The sequence below is a fragment of the Rhodoferax sp. BLA1 genome, from assembly GCF_013416775.1.
Lineage (GTDB): Bacteria > Pseudomonadota > Gammaproteobacteria > Burkholderiales > Burkholderiaceae_C > Rhodoferax.
This window is the reverse complement of the sequence record NZ_SZVI01000013.1, coordinates 54954-75192: the sequence shown is the minus strand read 5'-3', so window position 1 is coordinate 75192 and position 20239 is coordinate 54954. Positions and strand designations below refer to the sequence as shown.

The following is a 20239-nucleotide window of genomic DNA, read 5'->3' as shown; positions in this document are numbered from 1 at the left end:
GATGATCTGAGGTGTCGGCGCCGGGATGTCGGTCAGACCACGCTGTGCACCAGACCCGACCTTGTTCTGGACGGGATACTGGCAAGCTTATTGCAGTGTCCTGGTGCTTGTGCCTGCTGTGTTGGCCCCTGCGATTGACTGGAGTGACTTGAGATGAAACCCGTTTTGATCCTTTGCCCCGGGCTGATGTGTGATGACGCCGTCTGGGCACCACAACTGCCCGCCTTGTCGGCCACCCATGACTGCATCGTGATGGACTACGGCCTGCACACCACCTTGGCCGACATGGCCCGCCAGGTGCTGGAGACCGCACCGCCAGGGGTGTTTGCGCTGGCTGGCCATTCGATGGGCGGGCGCGTTGCGCTAGAGGTGGTGCGCCTGGCGCCGCAGCGTGTGTCACATCTGGCCTTGCTCGATACCGGCACCCACCCCCTGGCCGAGGGGGAGCCCGGCGTCAAGGAAAAAGCGGGCCGACTGGCCCTGGTGGCACTGGCCAAAGAGCAGGGCATGCGGGTCATGGGGCGCCAATGGCTACCCAACATGGTGCACCCGGATGTGCACGGTACGCCGCTGTTCGAGTCGATTCTGGACATGTTGGAGCGCAGCAACCCCGAGCGTTTTGCCGCACAGATCCACGCGCTGCTGGCCCGTCCGGACGCGGCGGTGGTGTTGCCCACCATCAACGGCCCGACCCTGGTGCTGACCGGTGAGCAAGACCTGTGGAGCCCGCCCGAGCAACACGCGGCGTTTGCCCGCGTCATCCGCGATGCCGAGCTGGTGGTGGTCCGCCACTGCGGCCACATGAGCACACTGGAGCAGCCCGAGGCCGTCACGGCCGCGATGCAACGCTGGTTGCAGCGTTAAGCTGCTGCAATATCAGGAGCTACTGGCCCTTGTTGGATAAGGACTAGATGCCGATTTGGCTTGAAATCCGTGGCCAAGCCGACACCCTAACCGGGCACACGGGTTTGCCTCGCAGCTGACTTCAAAACACCAAACCTCCTACCCCGTTGATCCGGGGCGCTCACCTTCTCCACGGTGGCGCTTGGCGGGGTCGCTGTCAGGTGCAGGGGTGAGCGGTTCAACATCTTGTTATATCTGCTATTGGATACAACAGACTAGGATTTACCCTTTATCAAGGGCAAATCAGCTTGTTTTAGGGGTTTGTTGTATACAGAATTGGTGCATCCAACGGTTTACTTAGCCCTTAGCCTATCCCATAGAGGTCACCATGTTCCTGAAAAACACCTGGTATGTTGCTGCCACCCCAAACGAGATCGACGACAAACCCCTGGGCCGCACCATCTGCGGCGAGTCCATCGCCTTCTACCGTGGCGAGGCCAACAAGGTGGCTGCGGTGGAAGACTTTTGCCCGCACCGGGGCGCACCGCTGTCACTCGGTTATGTGTCTGAGGGCAAGCTGATCTGTGGTTACCACGGCCTGGAAATGGGCTGTCAGGGCAAAACCATTGCCATGCCGGGCCAGCGGGTGCGCGGTTTTCCCGCGATCAAAAGTTACCCGGTGGTGGAGCGTTACGGCTTCATCTGGGTCTGGCCAGGTGATGCGGCCCAGGCCGACGAGGCCCAAATCCCGCACATGGACTGGTATGACAACCCCGAGTGGGCCTATGGTGGTGGGCTGTACCACATCGCTTGCGACTACCGCCTGATGATCGACAACCTGATGGACCTGACGCACGAGACCTATGTCCATGCCAGCAGCATCGGTCAGAAAGAAATTGATGAGACGCCCTGTAAGACCACCACCGAGGGCGACATGGTGGTCACCAGCCGCTTCATGAGCGGCATCCAGCCGCCGCCGTTTTGGAAAATGGGTTTGCGTGCCAACAACCTGGCCGATGATGTGCCGGTGGACCGCTGGCAGATTTGCCGCTTCACCCCGCCGAGCCATGTGATGATTGAAGTGGGTGTGGCGCACCAGGGGCATGGTGGTTACGACGCGCCCAACCACAAAAAAGCTTACAGCGTGGTGGTCGACTTCATTACGCCCGAGACCGAGACCTCGATCCATTACTTCTGGGGCATGGCGCGCAAGTTCAAACCTGAAGACCGGGCGCTGACCGCCAGCATCCGCGAGGGCCAGGGCAAAATTTTTGCCGAAGACCTGGAGATGCTGGAGCGCCAGCAAAAGAACCTGCTGGCGCACCCCGAGCGCGCCCTGCTGATGCTCAACATCGACGCCGGTGGTGTGCAGTCGCGCCGTGTGCTGGACCGCTTGATCGCCCAGGAAGCCGCACAGCCCCCGTCCGTGTTGGCTGCTTGACTATTTTTCTCATAACAACATGACAAGTTCGACACTTTCTGTGCAGGTGGCACGCAAATGGACCGAGGCGCAGGACATCTGTGCGCTGGAGTTACACGCCTTGCCGGGGCAGAGCCTGCCCGCGTTTTCGGCGGGCGCCCACATCGACGTGCATTTGCCCGGCGGCTTGACCCGTTCTTATTCGTTGTGCAACGACCCGCAGGAGCAGCATCGTTATGTGATTGGTGTGCTGCGCGACCCGGTCTCGCGCGGTGGTTCGGTGGCCGTGCACAACCTGGTGAACGCTGGGCAAACCTTGCAGATCAGTCCACCCAAAAACCACTTTGCCTTGCAGCAGGATGCCCAACGCCATCTGCTGCTGGCCGGTGGCATTGGCATCACGCCCATTCTGTGTATGGCTGAGCAACTGGCCAAGATGGGGGCTGACTTTGAGCTGCATTACTGCAGCCGTTCTCGGGAACGTACCGCCTTTGTCCAGCACATCGCAGCGTCGGCCTTTGCCCAGCGTGTCCAGTTCCATTTTGATGACGCCGCACCCGCACAACAACTGGACCTGACGGCGCTGCTGGCAACCCCCACACAGGGCTTGCACCTGTATGTTTGTGGTCCCAAGGGTTTCATGGATGCGGTGCTGGGCAAGGCCCGCGCCAACGGCTGGCCCGAGGCACAGTTGCACTACGAGTTTTTTGCCGCCGAGGTGGAACACAGCGCGGACGAGGCCAGCTTTGAAGTGCAACTGGGCAGCAGCGGCAAAGTGATCCCAGTGGCGGGTGGCCAGACGGTGCTGCAGGCCTTATCTGCTGCGGGGGTGGAGATCGAGTTTGCCTGCGAGCAGGGTGTCTGCGGCACCTGCCTGACCCGGGTGTTGCAAGGTGTGCCCGAGCACAAAGACAGCTACCTGACCCCTGAAGAACAGGCCGCCAACGACCAGTTTTTGCCCTGTTGCTCCCGCGCCAAGACGGCGCGGCTGGTGCTGGATCTGTGAGCCAGATTGGTTGAGAACAGGAGGGCCGTGGTGCACCCTCCTGCACCTTGGATATTTCTTCCATATTCCTCAATAGAGGATGCCCAAAATCACGCCTTCTTCTGTAAAGTCGACGACGCAGAAGTAAATGATCCCATCCAGCATCCAATGATGTGGGTCGTCATAAAAGAGTGCGTGTGATGATCCAGAACAACCAGGGGGCGGTGCTAGATACGCAGGACGATGACGGTCATGTCGCCCTCCTGCATAACCTGGCAGGGATCGGCCTGCAACCTCGTTTTGAATGCCATCGTTGGCGCTACAGGGTCAGCAGCCGTCGGGTCAATAACAACACCGAAGAACACCATGTATAAGACAACCACGAACAGCACAGCCTTTAACTTGCTGCAGAGAACGCTGAGCATGTTTGCTCTTTGGATTTTGAGCCTGGGGGCATTAAGCGCCTGTGCGGTTGCACCCGGCGGCCTGGGTGGTGGGGACACCTGGCAGGAAGAAGTGCTGCTGCATGATGGGCGAACTATTGTGGCCGATCGCTTTGTTCGACGAGGGGGACGAGCTGAGGTCGGACAAGCAGGTGCATACGTTGAACAGAAGTTGAGCTTTACTGTGCCCGATAGTGGACAGATCTATAACTGGAGTGACAGCTACAGCGCGGAGCTGGGCATGTCCAACTTTTTGTTGCTTGCGTTGGATGTGGTGGACAACGTGCCCTATATCGTTGCTGACCCGATGGGCTGCCAGTCATACAACAAGTGGGGACGTCCCAACCCGCCCTATGTGGTCTTCAAATGGCAAGACAACACATGGCAACGCATTGCCATCGAGCAATTGCCGAGAGTCGTCGCGAGGGCCAACCTCATCCACTCTATGCCGGATAAAGAGATACGCAGGCTAGGCACCCGCCGTGCCACCTCGGGGCAGATACAAAAACTCAACGCCAGTGACCAGCCCCAATACCAATCCATTCTGCGGGAGCCGATGACAAACGGGGGAAACTCGTGCCGCCTGGAATTCACAAATGGCAAAGGAATTTGGCTAAGTGCAGATTGGTTTAGTGGGAAACAAGATTTGCAGAGCTGTGTAGCTTTATGCAAGCGAGAGGAGTTTTCAGAAGAGGCGTGCCCGTGCACGAAATTTTTCAAAGGGGAGTGAAAAGTGGCTCCAATTAAAACGTTTGACAACCCCACCCTGGCCGCAGATGTGACGGTTGGGAACCTGGACTGTGTCACAACGTGGGCCAGGTGGTAGGTTGGCCCATGGCGCGTTAGGCGTTACGTAAAAATCAGGTTCACCCCTCACCCAACCCAATCGGCGCAGGCGCCTGGGTCACGATCTGGGTGAACAGGCGGTCGTAGATGGGGTCGCGCGGGTACTTGCCGGTGAGGGGGTCGCAGTTGGTCTCAAAAGCGGCATCAATCACAGACCAGTCCTCGGCACTGAGCACCCGCAGGGCCGCAGGTAACACCACGGTTTCTTCCAGGCGCATGTGGGTCATGTAAAAACTCAGGTAACGCCGGGCGGCGTTCTCAAACACGGCGCGGCGGGTCTCGCCCAGCAGTTCCCAGGCCAGCAGTTGGTGTTGCAATTCACGCACCGCGACTTCGCCATGGGCGTGGTCCTGGCCCAGTTGCTCAATCGCGGTGCGGGTTTCGGGCGCCAGCTTTGCTACTGGCGGGAACAGCAGCTCGGTCTCTTTGGGGTGGTGGCGTTGTTCGGGAAACTCGTCGATGTAGAACAACATCGCACGCATCACCTCAAAAAAAGCCTGCGGGTTGGCTCCCGGGCCACGGTCGAGCATCATGCCGATGGAGCGCAGCATCGAGGCCAGGGCGGTGTGTTCGTCGTGGATGATTTGAATGCTGGAGTGGATCAACTGGATTCCCCTTGGGTTTGAGTATCAAAACAGGCTGTAGCCCTTATTTTGAAAGGGTTTGTAGCTCTACAAATCAGAGTGAGCAAGGTGTCAACGCGCCACCCCCAGCAACTTGTCGAGCAGTGCGGGCTGCTCCTGCAAGCTGCGTGCGCTGCCCGCATACACCACGGTGCCATGGTCCAGCACCGCCGCGGCGTCCGAGATCGCCAAAATCGCCTGCGGGTGCTGCTCCACAATGATGGCTGAGAGGCCTTCCTCGCGAGTGATTCGCCGGATGGCCCGCAGCAGCTCCTGCACAATGATCGGGGCCAGGCCTTCGCAGGGTTCGTCCAGCAGCAGCAGCAGCGGATTGAGCACCAGGGCACGGCCCAGGGCCAGCATCTGTTGTTCACCGCCCGAGAGTTGGGTGCCTAGGTTGCTTTTGCGCTCGGCCAGGCGGGGGAACAGTTCGTAGACCCGTGCTGGTGTCCAGGGGCTCGACGCTCGGCCAGCACGCGCCGGGCGTGCCACGGCCGTGAGGTTTTCATGCACCGTGAGTGACTTGAAGATGTTGCGCTCTTGGGGCACCCAGCCAATACCCGCCGCCGCACGCTCGTGGGACGGCAGCTTGTGTAACAGCTGGCCGCCCAGCAGGATGCTGCCCGCGTGTTGCTGGGTGGCGCCAGCCAGGGTGTTGATCAAGGTGGTTTTGCCGGTACCGTTGCGCCCGAGCAGGGCCAGCGTCTTGCCCTGGTCGATCGAGAGTGACACCTCATGCAACACCACGGCTTCGCCGTAACCAGCGCTCAAGCCTTGGACGTTTAACAGTTCAGCCATGGGTTGCGGCTCCCAGCGTGTCGTTGAGTTCATCACCGTGGCCCAGGTACACCGCCTTGACCTGCGGGTCATTGGCGATGGTGTCGGGGTCACCTTCGGTGAGCACCGTGCCGTTGACCAGCACCGTCATGCGTTTGGCAAAGCTGAACACCAGATCCATGTCGTGTTCGATCAGCAGCACCGACACCTCGGTCGGCAGGGCGGCCACGGTTTGCAGCAGTTCCTCGCGCTCACCGGCGGGCACACCGGCCACCGGCTCGTCGAGCAGCAGCACACGCGGCTCGCAGGCCAGGGCAATCGCAATCTCCAGCAGGCGGCGCTTGCCATAGGCCAGCACGCGGGTTGGCTGGTCCATCACCGTGGTCAGGTGGAACTGCTCCAGCAGTTGTTCGCAGCGCTCGGTCACACCTTGTTTGGCGCCCAGCGCTTGCCACCACCTGTTGCCCAGGCCCTGGTGTTGCGACACCGTCATGGCCAGGGTCTCGAGCGGGGTGAGCGAGTCAAACAGCTGGTTGATCTGAAAGGTGCGCACCATGCCACGGCGCACACGTTGGTAGGGCGCCAGCTGGGTGATGTCCTGGCCCTCCAGCGTGATGCTGCCCGAGGTGGGTTGCAGCACACCGGTCAGCAGGTTGATCAGCGTGGTTTTGCCCGCGCCATTGGGGCCGATCAGCGCATGGCGTGCACCCTGTTTTAAATCAAGGGTGACGTGGTTGGTGGCGGTGATGCCGCCAAACTTCATCACCAGATTGTTGGCAGAAAGAACCGTCGCGCTCATGAGTGGCTCCCGCTGTGGCCGGGTTTGAACCAGCGCCAGGGCCGGATCAGCCGGTCGCGCCCGACCAGTACCAACACCACCAGGAACAGGCCGATCCAGAAGGTCCAGTACTGCGGGGTGATGCTCGACAGTGCATCCTGCATCAGCTTGAACACAATCGCACCGGTGATACCGCCGTACAGCCAGCCGACACCCCCCACCACCAGGATCAGCATCACGTCAGCCGAGCGGTGAAACTCAAACAAGTCGAGCGAGGCAAAGCCGGTGGTCTGCGCCATCACCGCACCGGCGGCGCCCGCCACCGCAGCGGCCACGGTGTAGATCAAGGCCAAGCGGCTGTTGACCGGGATGCCAATCGCCATGGCGCGCAACCGGTTGTCACGAATGGCTTTCAGGGTGGCGCCAAACGGTGAGTTGACCAGACGCCGGGCCAGCGCAAACACCAGCAGCAACACGGTCAGGGAATACCAGGCCGAGGTGCGGCCATACAGGTCAAACTCGAACTGCCCCAGCAGCGGCCCCATGATCACACCTTGCAGGCCATCGGCACCACCGGTTAACCAGTCGAGTTTGTTGGCGAGCTCCATCAGGATCAGGCCAACCCCCATGGTCACCATCAGCCGGGTCAGGTCGGTGCCGCGCAAAATGGTGGCGCTGCACAGTGCGCCGAGCAGGGTGGCGGTCAAGATACCAAAAGCCAGGCCCAGCAGCGGGTCGGGCATCACCAGTTTGGCAAACAGCGCGGCCGAATACGCGCCCATGCCAAAAAAGGCGGCATGGCCGAGCGAGACGATGCCGGTGAAACCCAGGATCAGGTCCAGCGACAAGGCAAACAGCGCCACGATGGCAATCTCGTTGATGATCAGCGCGTGGCTGCCCAGCAGCAGGGGTGAGGCCAGGGCAAGGAGCCACAGCGGGATTTCCCAGAGCTTCCAGCGGCCCTGGTTTTGCAACAGTTTCTGTGTGCCCATGGTCATTTGCCTCCTTTGCGCACAAACAGGCCTTGCGGGCGCCAGATCAGAATCAGGATCATCAAGCCGTACACAATGAAGCCTCCGAGTTTGGGGATGTAGTACTTGCCCGCCACGTCGGCAATGCCCAGCAGCAGCGCGGCCAGCAGCGGCCCGGTGATGCTGGAGGTGCCACCCACGGCCACCACAATCAAGAAGTAGGTCATGTACTTCAGGGCAAAGGTGGGTTCCAGACCCAGCACTTCGGCCCCCAAAGCGCCACCCAACCCGGCCAGGCCGGAGCCCACGGCAAAGGTGCCCAGAAAAATCATGTTGACATTGATGCCCATGCCAGCGGCCACCCGCTGGTCGTCCACCGAGGCGCGCAACTGGCTGCCAAAACGGGTTTTGGTCAGCACATATTGCAGACCCACGGTGAGTGCGGCGCAGACCACAATGATGAACACCCGGTAATGCCCCATGCCCAGCATCAGCGCACCTTCACCAATTTCGGTGCGACCCTTGAGCCATTCGGGCAATTGGACGATTTGCTGGCTTGACCCAATGAAGTAGTCGGCACAAGCCACCGCCATGAAGGTCAGGCCGATTGAAAACAGCACCTGGTCCAGGTGCGGCTTGTGGTAAAGCGGGCGGTACAGGGTGCGCTCCAGCACCCCGCCCAGCAGCGCTGAGCCAATAAACGCCAGTGGCAGGCACAGCAAAAAGGGCACTCCCATCTTTTGCATCAGCAACACGGTGATGTAGCCGCCCACCATGGCAAATGCGCCGTGTGCCAGGTTGATGAAATTCATCAGCCCCATGGTCACGGCCAGGCCAACCGACAGGATGAACAGCAGCATGCCGTAGGCGATGCCGTCGAAGAGGATGGTTAGCATGGGAAATTGGTGTTCATCAGGGTAAGGAACAAACAGGAAAAATCAGGGAGTTTTCGGCAACCGGCAACAACAAAGTCTCGATTGGGTAGGGTGATTGGGCAATGTGACCGGGCTTCGGGGTGGAAGGCGCGGAGACAGGCGCGGGATAGCGGCCAATCGTGCCCGCGTGATTTCACCCCGAAACCGCATGCGCATTGCCCAGTCGACCTGCCCAATACCCACAGCCCTTGCGCCCAATCACCCCATCCAAGGCGAGACTCGTGCCCAAGCTTATTTAAACCCTTACTTGGCCTTGCCCGGGTCTTTCACGTCTTTGATCACGTCAAACTCGATGTTGTAGAGCTGACCGTCTTTTTTCTCGACCTTGCGCAGGTAGATGTTTTGCACCACATCACGTGTTTGTGCGTCGATGAACATCGGGCCACGTGGGCTCTCGAAAATCTGGCCCTTCATCGCCGCCAGCAGGCCATCACCACCGCCCTGGCCCTTGGACGTTTTGAGCGCTTCGTAAATCACCCGCATACCGTCATAACCACCGATGGCCATGAAGTTGGGGCGCATGCCGGGGTTGGCCTTTTTAAACGCGTCCACAAACTTCTGGTTCAGCGGCGAAGGATGGGCGGCCGAGTAATGGTGGGAGGTGACCACCCCCAGCGCGCCATCACCCATGTCGTTGAGTTGGTCGTCGTCGGTGATGTCACCGGTGCCAATCAGTTTGATACCGGCCTTGTCCATGCCGCGTTCCAGAAACTGCTTCATCACCGCTGCGCCAGCGCCCGAGGGCACAAACACAAACAAGGCATCAGGCTTCAAATCGCGCACTTTTTGCAGGAACGGGGCAAAGTCAGGGCTGCGCAGCGGCACCCGCAAAGACTCGGGAACCTGCCCACCGTTGAAGATGAAGCGTTCCTTGAAGTACTTTTCAGCGTCGATGCCCGGGCCGTAGTCGCTGACCAGGGTCACCACTTTCTTGATGCCGTTTTTAGGCGCCCAGTCACCCAAGGCAACCGAGGCCTGGGGCAGTGTGAAACTGGTGCGCACCACATAGGGTGATGCCTCGGTGATGCTGGAGGTGGCGGCTGCCATCACCACCATCGGTGTTTTGGACTGGGTGGCCAGCGGCGCGGTGGCCAGGGCTGAGGGTGTGATGCCAAAACCCGCCAGCACATTGACTTTGTTGTTGACGATCAACTCCTGCGCCAGGCGTTTGGTCACCTCGGGCACGCTGGTGTCGTCCTTGACGATCAGCTCCACCTTTTTGCCCGCCACGGTGTCGCCGTTTTGCGCCATGTAGAGCTTGGCCGCTGCCTCTATCTGGCGGCCGGTGCTGGCTTGCTGGCCGGTCATCGGCAGGATCAGCCCGATTTTGAAGGTGTCGCCCTGTGCTATGGCGTTGGTAGCTGCCAAGCCACAAATGGCAAGGGCTGTGGCGTGAAGGAATAATCTCTTGTGCATGGTTTGTCTCCAATATGTGGTGTGGATCTGCTTTTGTTTGCAGTGACTGTGCCGTGAAACACCACCACATGCAATAGCGATTCCTGACTCTTTGTTATAACGCTTTGCAATAACCCAGCCACCACCAGAAGCCGCCGCCGGGTCAGCTCGGCAAAGTGTAGGGGGCATCCATGGGACGAGGGGTGTGCACCCGGATTGACCTGCAAAAGGCGGCCAAGGTGTTGGCCCGATACCCGCCGCCAAGCGGGCGGGTGCGCTGTCAGCTGCGCTGTTGGATCAGCTGCACACCGGGCACGGGGTGCTTGGCCTGGTTCAGGATGGCATCGCGCAGGTTGCGCTGGGCAATACGCGAGTGTTCCCGCATCAGTGCCTCGGCGCGGCTGCCTTCGCGCCGCTCAATCGCATCGAGCACCTGCCAGTGCTGGTCTTGCGCCACGACGAGCCGGTCGCGCGCCTTGGGGGAGTGGGCCTGCGCCACGACAAAACCCGAAGGGGAGGCAAAGGGCAGGCCGTAGACCCGCTCCAGCTCCTTGGTCATGAGGCTGCTGCCGGCCATCTCGCTGAGCAGCGCATGAAAACGTGCGTTCAAATCCACATAACGCGAGAACGCGGCAGCGTCCAGCGCGGCTTGGTCCAGCAAAGCGTCGATGGCTTGCAGGCAAACGCGTGCTTCAGCCAGCAGCTTGGGTGGGGCGCCACGCTCGGCACACAGGCGGGCGCACAGCCCTTCGAGCGTGCCACGCAACTCAATCGCCTCGGACACATCCCGATCCGAGAAGGTTTTGACCGCATAACCGCCGTTGGGTAGGGCGTCCAGCAGGCCTTCCTGCTCCAGGCGCAGCAACGCGGCCCGAATTGGGGTGCGTGAAAAGCCCAGTTTATCGACCACAGCCAGCTCGGCGATGCGGCTACCGCCCGGCCATTCGCCGTCCAGGATCATGGCGCGCATGCGCAACAGGGCCTGCACCTGTACCGGGGTGGTGGCAGCAGCAGGCTGGGTGGGTGCTGTGCCGTCCGGGCTGTCAGGGCTGCTGTTCATAGGGTCGGAAGGGTTCATGGTGGGCGCTGTGCTGAGTTCAAGCGGCGGTGACCACGCGCGCCAGGGTGTCTCGGATCAGGTTCAGCGTCGTTTGCTGGGTCAGGGTGGTTGGGCGCAAGGAACTGGTGGCTGCCGAGATGCGGGTGCGTAACACCGGCGCATGGATGCCCCGCACGGTGAAGGCTGAGGGCCGCACCGAGTTGGCCACCGCGTTGCGCGACAACACCGCGCTGCCAATGCCGTCTTCGACCAGGTCCAGGATGGCGGACACCCCGTCTACCTCCAGCGCAATACGTGGGCGGCAACCCAGGTTGACCAGTTCCGACTCCACCTGGCTGCGAATCGCGTTGGGGCGGCTTGGGATGATCAGCGGCAAGTCGGCCAGCTCGCGCAGTGCTATCGGGCCGGGCGGCGGGTCTTCGGCCAGGCCTTTGGGGCGCGCCTGTACCAGGCACAACTCTTCTTCTTGCAGCGGCAGCACCTCGATCTCGCTGCCTGGCTGGACGTTGTACAAGACCGCAATGTCGAGCCGGCCATTGATCAGCGACTCCTGCAAAGCCACCGACAGGCCTTCACTGATCGAGATCGTGGCATCCGGCAGGGCCTCGCGAAAAGCGGTGATCAATGGCACCGTGAGCACCCGCGCCAGACTGGTGGCCAGCCCCACCGCCACGCGCCCAGCCAGCGAACCGCGCACCCGGCCAAGCTCTTCTTTGGCGCGCGACACCTGGTGCAAGATGCCACGGCTGTGCGCCAGCAGCAGTTTGCCCGCTTCGGTCGGCAGGGCGCCGCGGCCGTTGCGGATCAGCAGGTTCTGGTGCAACTCCACCTCCAGCAGCCGCACCTGGCGGCTCAGGGCCGGTTGCGCCACATCGAGGGCGATGGCGGCGCGGGTGAAACTGCCCATCTCGGCCACCCGCACAAAGTACTCCAGTTGTTTCAAGTCCATGGCGATGATTGGGAATAACTAAACAGACATTATGCCAATCTGAAATAACTGCTAGTGTTGGCTTGCGCTTCTCACGACCTGTGCCAAGCCACAGAATCCGGGCCATGCAAGTCAACAACAACCACTCTGTTGCGCCACTCACCGGTATCTCGTCCATGGCCACGCGCCAGCTGCTGGCCGAACTCACCCAGGCCTATGCCAAGCGCAGCGGCCAGGTGGTTTGCATTGAATCGGTCGGCGGTGTCGACGCGGCCAAACGCGTGCAGGCTGGTGAGGTGTTTGACCTGGTGGTGCTGGCCTCGGATGCGATGGCCAAGCTGATTGCTGCCGGGTATTTGTCGGCCGAGAGTTTGACCCCGCTGGTGCACTCCGGTGTGGCGGTGGCCGTGCCTGTGGGCAGCGCGGTCCTGGACATCAGCAGCGAAGAGGCCTTGCGCGAGGCTGTGCTGGCCGCGCCGACGCTGGCTTATTCCACCGGCCCCAGCGGCGTGGCGTTGGCCCAACTGTTTGAGCGCTGGGGCATCACCGGACACATCAAAAACCGCCTGGTCACCGCACCGCCCGGTGTGCCGGTGGGCAGTCTGGTGGCCAAAGGTGAGGTGAGCTTAGGTTTCCAGCAGCTCAGCGAACTGATCCATGTGCCGGGCATCTTGGTGCTTGGCCCCTTGCCCGATGTCATTCAGATCACCACCACCTTTTCTGCCGCGATGACCAGCGCCTGCACACGACCGACCGAGGTGCAAGCCTTGTTGAGTTTCATGGCCTCTAGCGAGGTGGCCGTACTCAAACAGAAACAGGGGATGATGCCTGCCTGATATGTATTTGATAGCTGCTTGCGCTGATAAAACAAGGGCCAGAGGCCAAAAACACTGATAAGAGGAGTACACACATGAGTTTGTCCATTCGCACCCAGGTCGCCATCATTGGCGCCGGGCCATCCGGTCTGTTGCTGGGCCAGTTGTTGCACAAGGCAGGTATCGACGCGGTGATTGTGGAGCGGGTCTCGGGCGACTATGTGCTGGGCCGCATCCGCGCCGGGGTGCTGGAGCAGGTGGCCGTGGACCTGCTCGATGAAGCCGGTGTGGGCACACGCATGCACCACGAAGGCCTGGTGCATGGCGGGTTCGATTTGCTCTACGCCGGGCAGCGCCACCGTATCAATATGAACGCACTCACTGGCGGCAAAAACGTGGTGGTCTACGGCCAGACCGAAGTCACCCATGATTTGATGGATGCCCGCACCGCTGCGGGCCTGCCCACGTATTACGAAGCGTCTGGGGTGCAGGTCCACGACTTTGACACCACCCACCCGCGCGTCACCTTCACCCACCAGGGCCAGGCCATTGAGCTGGCCTGTGATTTCATCGCGGGTTGTGACGGCTTTCATGGTGTTTGCCGGGCCAGCGTGCCACGCCAGTCGATTCAAGAGTTTGAGAAGGTGTACCCCTTTGGCTGGCTCGGTCTGTTGTCCGACACACCGCCAGTGCATGACGAGCTGATCTACGTGAACAGCCCGCGCGGTTTTGCGCTGTGTTCCCAACGCAGCAAAACCCGCAGCCGTTATTACCTGCAAGTGCCGCTGACCGACCGCCTGCAGGACTGGACCGACGACGCCTTCTGGCAAGAGCTGCGCCTGCGGCTCGATGCCGATGCCCGCGCCCGTTTGGTCACCGGGCCGTCGATTGAGAAAAGCATTGCCCCGTTGCGCAGTTTTGTCACCGAACCGATGCGTTTTGGCCGCTTGTTCCTGGCCGGTGACGCAGCCCACATCGTGCCGCCCACCGGGGCCAAGGGCCTGAACCTGGCTGCCACGGATGTGAAGTACCTGTGCAACGCGCTGGTCGACTTTTACCAAAACCGCAGCGAGGAGGGCATCAACACCTATTCCGAGCGCTGCCTGCGCCGCATCTGGAAAGCCGAGCGTTTTTCGTGGTGGTTCACTTCACTCATGCACCGTTTCCCGGACGACGGCCCGATCACCGCCAAGTTTCAGGAGGCCGAGTTGGACTACCTGGTTCACTCCGAGGCCGGGTCGCGTGTGATGGCTGAGAACTACGTTGGCCTGCCGCTGGATTTTGCCGAGCCATCTCGCTGAGTTACACAAATTTGATAGCTGTCTGCCCTTATCAATAAAGGGCTAGAGGCCAAATAACAGATAGATAAAAGAGGGACAACACCATGATCATCGACTGCCACGGCCACTACACCACGGCCCCCAAAGCGCTGGAAACCTGGCGCAACCAGCAAATTGCCGGCATCAAAGACCCGTCTGTGATGCCCAAAGTGTCTGACCTCCAAATCAGCGACGACGAGTTGCGCGAGTCCATTGAGAGCAACCAGCTGCGCCTGATGAAAGAGCGTGGTTCCGACCTGACGCTGTTCAGCCCACGCGCCAGCTTCATGGCGCACCACATTGGCGACTTGGCCGTCTCCAGCACCTGGGCGGCGATTTGCAACGAGCTGTGCTGGCGCGTCAGCCAGCTGTTTCCCGAGCACTTTGTGCCGGTGGCGATGTTGCCGCAAAGCCCTGGCGTCGACCCCGCCACCTGCATTCCCGAGCTGGAAAAGTGTGTCAAGGAGTACGGCGCGGTGGGCATCAACCTGAACCCCGATCCATCCGGCGGCCACTGGACCTCACCGCCCTTGAGCGACAAACACTGGTACCCGATCTACGAGAAGATGGTCGAGTACGACCTGCCCGCCATGATCCACGTGAGCACCAGTTGCAACGCGTGCTTCCACACCACCGGCGCGCATTACCTGAACGCCGACACCACAGCCTTCATGCAGTGCCTAACCAGTGATTTGTTCAAGGAGTTCCCGACGCTCAAGTTCCTGATTCCGCACGGCGGCGGCGCGGTGCCTTACCACTGGGGCCGTTTCCGTGGCCTGGCGCAGGAGCTCAAAAAACCGCTGTTGCAAGACCATTTGCTCAACAACATCTTCTTTGACACCTGCGTTTACCACCAGCCTGGCATCGACCTGCTCAACACCGTGATCCCGGTCAAAAACGTGTTGTTTGCCAGCGAAATGATCGGCGCGGTGCGCGGCATCGACCCCGAAACCGGCCATTACTACGACGACACCAAACGCTACATCGAGGCGTCAAAAATTTTGAGTGACGCAGACCGTCAGCAAATTTATGAAGGCAACGCCCGGCGTGTGTTCCCACGGCTGGATGCGCTGCTCAAAGCCAAAAATCAATAACCCGGACCCCCTGCGGAGCAAGACCATGAACAACCTCGGCATCGTCAAACGCAATATCACCCGCGCCGACAAAGCGGCGGTCGACAAACTCTCGCGCTTTGGTGTGGCCACCATCCACGAAGCCATGGGCCGCGTCGGCCTGATGAAACCCTATCTGCGCCCGATCTACAACGAGGCCAAGATTTGCGGCACGGCGGTGACCGTGCTGCTGCAACCCGGCGACAACTGGATGATGCATGTGGCTGCCGAGCAGTTGCAGCCCGGTGACGTGGTGGTGGCCGCCTGCACCACCGACAACTTTGATGGCTTTTTTGGTGACCTGCTGGCCACCTCGTTCAAGGCGCGTGGCGCTGTCGGACTGGTCATTGACGGTGGTGTGCGCGACGTGAAAGACCTCACCGAGATGGGGTTCCCGGTGTTCTCCAAAGCCATCCACGCCAAAGGCACGATCAAGGCCACGCTCGGCTCGGTCAATATCCCGGTGGTCTGCGCCGGTGCCCAGGTGGAGCCTGGCGACGTGGTCATTGCCGACATCGACGGTGTGGTGGTGGTGCCCGCTGCCATTGCGCAAAAGGTGGCCGATGCGGCCGAGGCACGCGAGGCTAACGAAGGCGCCAAACGCGCCATCTTTGCCAGCGGTGTGCTCGGGCTGGACTATTACAAGATGCGCGAAGGCTTGGAAAAGGCCGGCATGCGCTACATAGACTGAAGCACGATACCCATATTTCGTAAGGGCTGGAGGCCAAAAACACCATGAAACCTGCAAACAACTGGACCATTGGCCTGATCGGTTACGGCGAGGTCGGCCGGATCCTGGCCGAAGACCTGCGCGCGCAGGGTCTGGCCGTCTGCGCTTATGACATCAAGCTCAACAAAGCCGACAGCGCGATGGACCTCTCCATTCACGCGACCGAGTTGGGTGTGGCTTTGCTGGGTGACCACGCGGAAGTGGCCAAAAACAGCGATCTGGTGATCAGCGCGGTGACCGCCAGCCAGACCGTGCTGGTGGCGCAGGCGGTCGCCTCGGGCATGGTGCAGGGTGCGTATTTTCTGGACTTCAACTCGGCCTCACCCGGTGCCAAACAACAAGCCGCGAACCTGATCGACGCAGCAGGTGGCAAATATGTCGAAGGCGCGGTGATGACCAGTGTGCCGCCGTACCGCATCAAGGTGCCGCTGTTGCTGGGTGGTTCTTTTGCCGCGGAACTCGCACCGCACCTCAGCACGCTGGGCTTCTCGCCCAAGGTGGCCAGCGACAAACTGGGTGTGGCCAGCGCCACCAAGATGTGCCGCAGCGTGATGATCAAGGGTCTGGAGGCCATGGTGATCGAGAGTTTCACCACCGCCCGTTTCTACGGTGTGGAAGACGCGGTGGTGGCCAGCCTCTACGAGACCTTTCCCGGTATCGACTGGGAAAAACAGGCAGCCTACTTCTTCCAGCGGGTCATCGAACATGGCCGACGCCGCAGCGAAGAAGTGCGCGAAGTCGCCGAGACCGTGTGTGACGCCGGCCTGGCCCCGTGGAGCGCCAGCGGCACTGCCGAACGCCAGGCCTGGGTCGCCGACCTGGCCGACACCGGCCTCTTTGGCGAACGTGGCAGCCCCGAATTTGCCCGCAGTGCCGATTGGCGGGTCGAGGCGGACCGGATGCTGGCGTATGTCCAGAGCAAGGATGAAACCCGTGAACCCAAACACTGAGCACCCCATGGGCAAACCCACCACAGGCGATTTCACCAAAACCCCCGGCTGGCTCGACTGGTACAGCGGCCCGAGCAAACCGCGTTTTCAACTGCCCGCAGGCGCGGTCGATGCGCATTGCCATGTGTTTGGCCCGGGCGCCGAGTTTCCGTATGCTACCGAGCGCAAATACACACCGTGTGACGCGTCCAAGGCCCAGCTGTTTGCGCTGCGTGACCACCTGGGGTTCGAGAAAAACGTGATTGTGCAGGCCACCTGCCATGGCGCCGACAACCGTGCGCTGGTGGATGCGCTGATCGCCAGCCAGGGCAGGGCACGCGGTGTGGCCACGGTCAAACGTTCGGTCACGGATCAGGAGCTACAGGCCATGCACAACGCCGGTGTGCGCGGTGTGCGCTTCAACTTTGTCAAACGTCTGGTCGACTTCACGCCCAAGGACGAGCTGCTGGAGATTGCAGGCCGCATCGCCAAACTGGGCTGGCATGTGGTGATCTATTTTGAGGCGGTCGATTTGCCCGAGCTGTGGGACTTTTTCACGGCTTTGCCGACCACCGTGGTGGTCGATCACATGGGCCGCCCCGATGTGTCGCTGCCAGTCGATGGGCCGCAGTTTGAGCTGTTCCGGCAGTTCATGCGTTTACACCCTAATGTGTGGAGCAAGGTCAGTTGCCCCGAGCGCCTGAGTGTGACCGGCCCCAAAGCGCTCCAAGGTGAACAGAACGCCTACCGCGACGTGATCCCGTTTGCCAGAGCTATCGTCGAAGAATTTCCGGATCGGGTGTTGTGGGGTACCGACTGGCCACATCCGAACCTGAAAGACCACATGCCCGACGATGGCCTGCTGGTGGACTTCATCCCGCACATCGCCCCCACGGCTGAGTTGCAGCACAAGCTGCTGGTGGACAACCCAAACCGTTTGTACTGGAGTTGATAGCGTAGTACCCTGATGGCATAAGGGCTAGAGGCCATTTTTATATATCAATGACAAACCACTGAGGAGACACTGTGGCACTTGAGAAACCTTACAAGGACATCCCCGGCACGATCATTTTTGATGCCGAACAAAGCCGCAAAGGCTACCACCTCAACCAGTTTTGTATGAGCCTGATGAAAGCGACCAACCGTGAACGTTTTAAGCGCGACCAGCGTGCTTATCTGGACGAGTGGCCGATGACGGAGGACCAAAAACAGGCGGTGCTCGACATGGACCTGAACCGCGCCATGGCGCTGGGTGGCAACATTTATTTTCTGGCCAAGATCGGCGCCACCCATGGCCTGAGTTTTCAGCAGATGGCAGGCAGCATGACCGGCATGAGTGAAGAGGCGTACCGCGCCATGATGCTGGCCGGAGGCCGCAGCATCGAAGGCAACCGTTTCCTGGGCGAAGACGGCAACGCCCAACCGCAGCACCAACCCCAAGGCCAGGCTGGCCGCAAAGGACTTTGAGCCATGGCACGTATCACCGCCTCCGTTTACACCAGCCACGTGCCCGCCATTGGCGCAGCCATCGATCTGGGCAAAACCACCGAGCCGTATTGGCAGCCGATGTTTCAGGGGTATGACTACTCCAAACAATGGATGAAGGACAACAAGCCGGATGTGATCTTTCTGGTCTACAACGACCACGCCACCGCGTTCAGCCTGGACATGATCCCCACCTTTGCCATTGGCACAGCGGCGGAATTCATACCTGCTGACGAAGGTTTTGGCCCGCGCCCGGTGCCCAAAGTGATTGGCCACCCGGACCTGGCCAGCCACATCGCGCACTCGGTGATCCAGCAGGACTTTGACCTGACCATCGTCAACAAGATGGAGGTGGACCACGGCCTGACCGTGCCGCTGAGCCTGATGTGTGGCCAACCGGATGCGTGGCCGTGCCCGGTGATTCCGTTTGCGGTGAATGTGGTGCAGTACCCGGTGCCCAGCGGCCAGCGTTGCTTCAATCTTGGCAAAGCGATCCGCAAGGCGGTTGAGAGTTACGACGAAGACCTCAACGTGCACATCTGGGGCACCGGCGGCATGAGCCACCAGCTGCAGGGCGCCCGCGCCGGGTTGATCAACCGCGAATGGGACAACGCCTGGCTGGACCAGCTGATAACCGACCCTGCCACGTGCGCCAAGACGCCGCACATCGACTATGTGCGCGAGGCGGGCAGTGAAGGGGTGGAACTGGTGATGTGGCTGATTGCCCGAGGTGCTATGCAAGATATAGCTGGTGACCCAGGTAGCATCAGGGTCAAGCACCGTTTTTACCATGTGCCCGCCAGCAATACGGCGGTGGGGCATTTGATTTTGCAGGATGTGTGAGTTGATAAGGAAACACCCATGAAACCCATCAAAGTCGCACTGGCTGGCGCCGGTGCTTTTGGCATCAAACACCTGGACGGCATCAAAAACATCGACGGTGTCGAAGTCGTCTCATTGATCAGCCGCGAGCTGGACAAAACCAAGGAAGTTGCCGCCAAATATGGCATCCCACACGTGAGCACCGAGCTGGCAGACAGCCTGGCGCTCAAAGAGGTGGACGCGGTCATCCTCTGCACACCAACCCAGATGCACGCCTCACAAACGCTGGCCTGTCTCAAGGCAGGCAAACATGTGCAGGTGGAAATCCCGCTGTGTGATGTGCTGACCGATGGGGAGGAGGTGGTCCAGCTCGCCGCCAAGAACGGCCTGGTGGCCATGTGTGGCCACACCCGGCGCTTCAACCCCAGCCACCAGTATGTGCACAACAAAATCACGGCGGGCCAATTCAACATCCAGCAGATGGATGTGCAAACCTACTTCTTTCGCCGCAGCAACATGAACGCGCTGGGTCAGCCGCGCAGCTGGACCGACCACCTGCTGTGGCATCACGCCGCCCACACCGTGGACCTGTTTGCCTACCAGTGTGGCAGCCCCATCGTGCAGGCCAACGCCATCCAGGGTCCGATCCATCCCACCTTGGGCATCGCCATGGACATGAGCATCCAGCTCAAGGCCGCCAACGGCGCGATTTGCACGCTGAGCCTGAGCTTTAACAACGACGGCCCGCTGGGCACCTTCTTCCGCTACATCGGCGACAGCGCCACCTACATCGCACGCTATGACGACCTGTTCACCGGCAAGGAAGAAAAGATTGACGTCTCACAGGTGGCCGTGAGCATGAACGGCATCGAATTGCAAGACCGCGAATTCTTCGCCGCCATCCGCGACGGCAGGGCACCCAACAGCTCGGTGGCGAGTGTGTTGCCGTGTTACCAGGTGCTGCACGCGCTGGAGCGGCAGCTGTCCAGTTGAGGCGGCACAATCGGTTGCCAACCAACAGAT

General features: G+C 60.7%; 22 protein-coding genes. 14 read left to right on the top strand and 8 right to left on the bottom strand.

Features of this window, described 5'->3' with window-relative positions; all coding sequences use genetic code 11:
* Positions 1-153 precede the first annotated feature (153 nt).
* The 5 genes from FDG13_RS15820 (at position 154) to FDG13_RS15800 (ending at position 4421) form a co-directional block, all read left to right on the top strand.
* Positions 154-864 carry an alpha/beta fold hydrolase gene (locus tag FDG13_RS15820; protein WP_180129811.1) on the top strand — a complete coding sequence of 237 codons (711 nt, stop codon included), beginning with the start codon at positions 154-156 and terminating at the stop codon, positions 862-864.
* 367 nt (positions 865-1231) lie between these two features.
* On the top strand, positions 1232-2284 hold the full coding sequence (locus FDG13_RS15815; RefSeq protein WP_180129808.1) for an aromatic ring-hydroxylating dioxygenase subunit alpha: 1053 nt from the start codon (positions 1232-1234) through the stop codon (positions 2282-2284).
* A 19-nt stretch (positions 2285-2303) separates the two neighbouring features.
* Complete coding sequence (locus tag FDG13_RS15810) at positions 2304-3269, top strand: PDR/VanB family oxidoreductase (RefSeq protein ID WP_180129804.1); 966 nt, start codon at positions 2304-2306, stop codon at positions 3267-3269.
* A 179-nt stretch (positions 3270-3448) separates the two neighbouring features.
* Positions 3449-3622 carry a hypothetical protein gene (locus tag FDG13_RS15805; RefSeq protein WP_180129800.1) on the top strand — a complete coding sequence of 58 codons (174 nt, stop codon included), beginning with the start codon at positions 3449-3451 and terminating at the stop codon, positions 3620-3622.
* Positions 3615-4421: a hypothetical protein gene (locus tag FDG13_RS15800; RefSeq protein WP_180129797.1), complete on the top strand. Its 807-nt coding sequence runs from the start codon at positions 3615-3617 to the stop codon at positions 4419-4421. The genes FDG13_RS15805 and FDG13_RS15800 overlap by 8 nt, the downstream gene beginning before the upstream one ends.
* Before the next feature lie 136 nt (positions 4422-4557).
* On the opposite strand, the gene FDG13_RS15795 is transcribed toward FDG13_RS15800, so the two are convergent.
* From FDG13_RS15795 to FDG13_RS15760, 8 genes are all read right to left on the bottom strand, one after another.
* Positions 4558-5142 carry a hemerythrin domain-containing protein gene (locus tag FDG13_RS15795; RefSeq protein ID WP_180129794.1) on the bottom strand — a complete coding sequence of 195 codons (585 nt, stop codon included), beginning with the start codon at positions 5140-5142 and terminating at the stop codon, positions 4558-4560.
* 90 nt (positions 5143-5232) lie between these two features.
* Positions 5233-5958 carry an ABC transporter ATP-binding protein gene (locus FDG13_RS15790; protein WP_180129779.1) on the bottom strand — a complete coding sequence of 242 codons (726 nt, stop codon included), beginning with the start codon at positions 5956-5958 and terminating at the stop codon, positions 5233-5235.
* Entirely contained in the window at positions 5951-6736 is a 786-nt protein-coding gene (locus FDG13_RS15785) for an ABC transporter ATP-binding protein (protein WP_180129775.1), read from the bottom strand. The genes FDG13_RS15790 and FDG13_RS15785 overlap by 8 nt, the downstream gene beginning before the upstream one ends.
* Positions 6733-7707 carry a branched-chain amino acid ABC transporter permease gene (locus tag FDG13_RS15780; protein WP_180129772.1) on the bottom strand — a complete coding sequence of 325 codons (975 nt, stop codon included), beginning with the start codon at positions 7705-7707 and terminating at the stop codon, positions 6733-6735. The genes FDG13_RS15785 and FDG13_RS15780 overlap by 4 nt, the downstream gene beginning before the upstream one ends.
* A gap of 2 nt (positions 7708-7709) precedes the next feature.
* Positions 7710-8582, bottom strand: a complete 873-nt coding sequence (locus FDG13_RS15775) for a branched-chain amino acid ABC transporter permease (protein ID WP_180129769.1) — start codon at positions 8580-8582, stop codon at positions 7710-7712.
* Between the two features lie 282 nt (positions 8583-8864).
* On the bottom strand, positions 8865-10037 hold the full coding sequence (locus FDG13_RS15770; RefSeq protein ID WP_180129766.1) for an ABC transporter substrate-binding protein: 1173 nt from the start codon (positions 10035-10037) through the stop codon (positions 8865-8867).
* Positions 10038-10296: 259 nt separating this feature from the next.
* Entirely contained in the window at positions 10297-11094 is a 798-nt protein-coding gene (locus FDG13_RS15765) for a GntR family transcriptional regulator (protein ID WP_180129764.1), read from the bottom strand.
* Between the two features lie 19 nt (positions 11095-11113).
* Positions 11114-12025, bottom strand: a complete 912-nt coding sequence (locus FDG13_RS15760; protein WP_180129761.1) for a LysR substrate-binding domain-containing protein — start codon at positions 12023-12025, stop codon at positions 11114-11116.
* Between the two features lie 104 nt (positions 12026-12129).
* On the opposite strand from FDG13_RS15760, the gene FDG13_RS15755 reads away from it, so the two are divergent.
* From FDG13_RS15755 to FDG13_RS15715, 9 genes are all read left to right on the top strand, one after another.
* Complete coding sequence (locus FDG13_RS15755; protein ID WP_255435293.1) at positions 12130-12840, top strand: substrate-binding domain-containing protein; 711 nt, start codon at positions 12130-12132, stop codon at positions 12838-12840.
* A gap of 86 nt (positions 12841-12926) precedes the next feature.
* Complete coding sequence (gene pobA, locus FDG13_RS15750; protein ID WP_180132528.1) at positions 12927-14120, top strand: 4-hydroxybenzoate 3-monooxygenase; 1194 nt, start codon at positions 12927-12929, stop codon at positions 14118-14120.
* A gap of 83 nt (positions 14121-14203) precedes the next feature.
* A complete protein-coding gene (locus tag FDG13_RS15745) occupies positions 14204-15232 on the top strand; it encodes an amidohydrolase family protein (protein ID WP_180129758.1) in 1029 nt (342 codons plus the stop codon).
* Positions 15233-15257: 25 nt separating this feature from the next.
* Positions 15258-15941, top strand: a complete 684-nt coding sequence (gene ligK / locus FDG13_RS15740) for a 4-carboxy-4-hydroxy-2-oxoadipate aldolase/oxaloacetate decarboxylase (protein WP_180129755.1) — start codon at positions 15258-15260, stop codon at positions 15939-15941.
* Positions 15942-15985: 44 nt separating this feature from the next.
* The gene (locus FDG13_RS15735; protein ID WP_180129752.1) at positions 15986-16930 is read left to right on the top strand and encodes an NAD(P)-dependent oxidoreductase; all 945 of its coding nucleotides are present in this window, start codon (positions 15986-15988) and stop codon (positions 16928-16930) included.
* Positions 16931-16937: 7 nt separating this feature from the next.
* Entirely contained in the window at positions 16938-17861 is a 924-nt protein-coding gene (locus FDG13_RS15730; RefSeq protein WP_180132527.1) for an amidohydrolase family protein, read from the top strand.
* 74 nt (positions 17862-17935) lie between these two features.
* Positions 17936-18376, top strand: coding sequence for a protocatechuate 4,5-dioxygenase subunit alpha (ligA, locus tag FDG13_RS15725; protein WP_180129749.1), 441 nt, complete (start codon positions 17936-17938; stop codon positions 18374-18376).
* Between the two features lie 3 nt (positions 18377-18379).
* On the top strand, positions 18380-19237 hold the full coding sequence (locus FDG13_RS15720; RefSeq protein WP_180129747.1) for a class III extradiol dioxygenase subunit beta: 858 nt from the start codon (positions 18380-18382) through the stop codon (positions 19235-19237).
* 18 nt (positions 19238-19255) lie between these two features.
* The gene (locus tag FDG13_RS15715) at positions 19256-20209 is read left to right on the top strand and encodes a Gfo/Idh/MocA family oxidoreductase (protein ID WP_180129744.1); all 954 of its coding nucleotides are present in this window, start codon (positions 19256-19258) and stop codon (positions 20207-20209) included.
* Positions 20210-20239 lie beyond the last annotated feature (30 nt).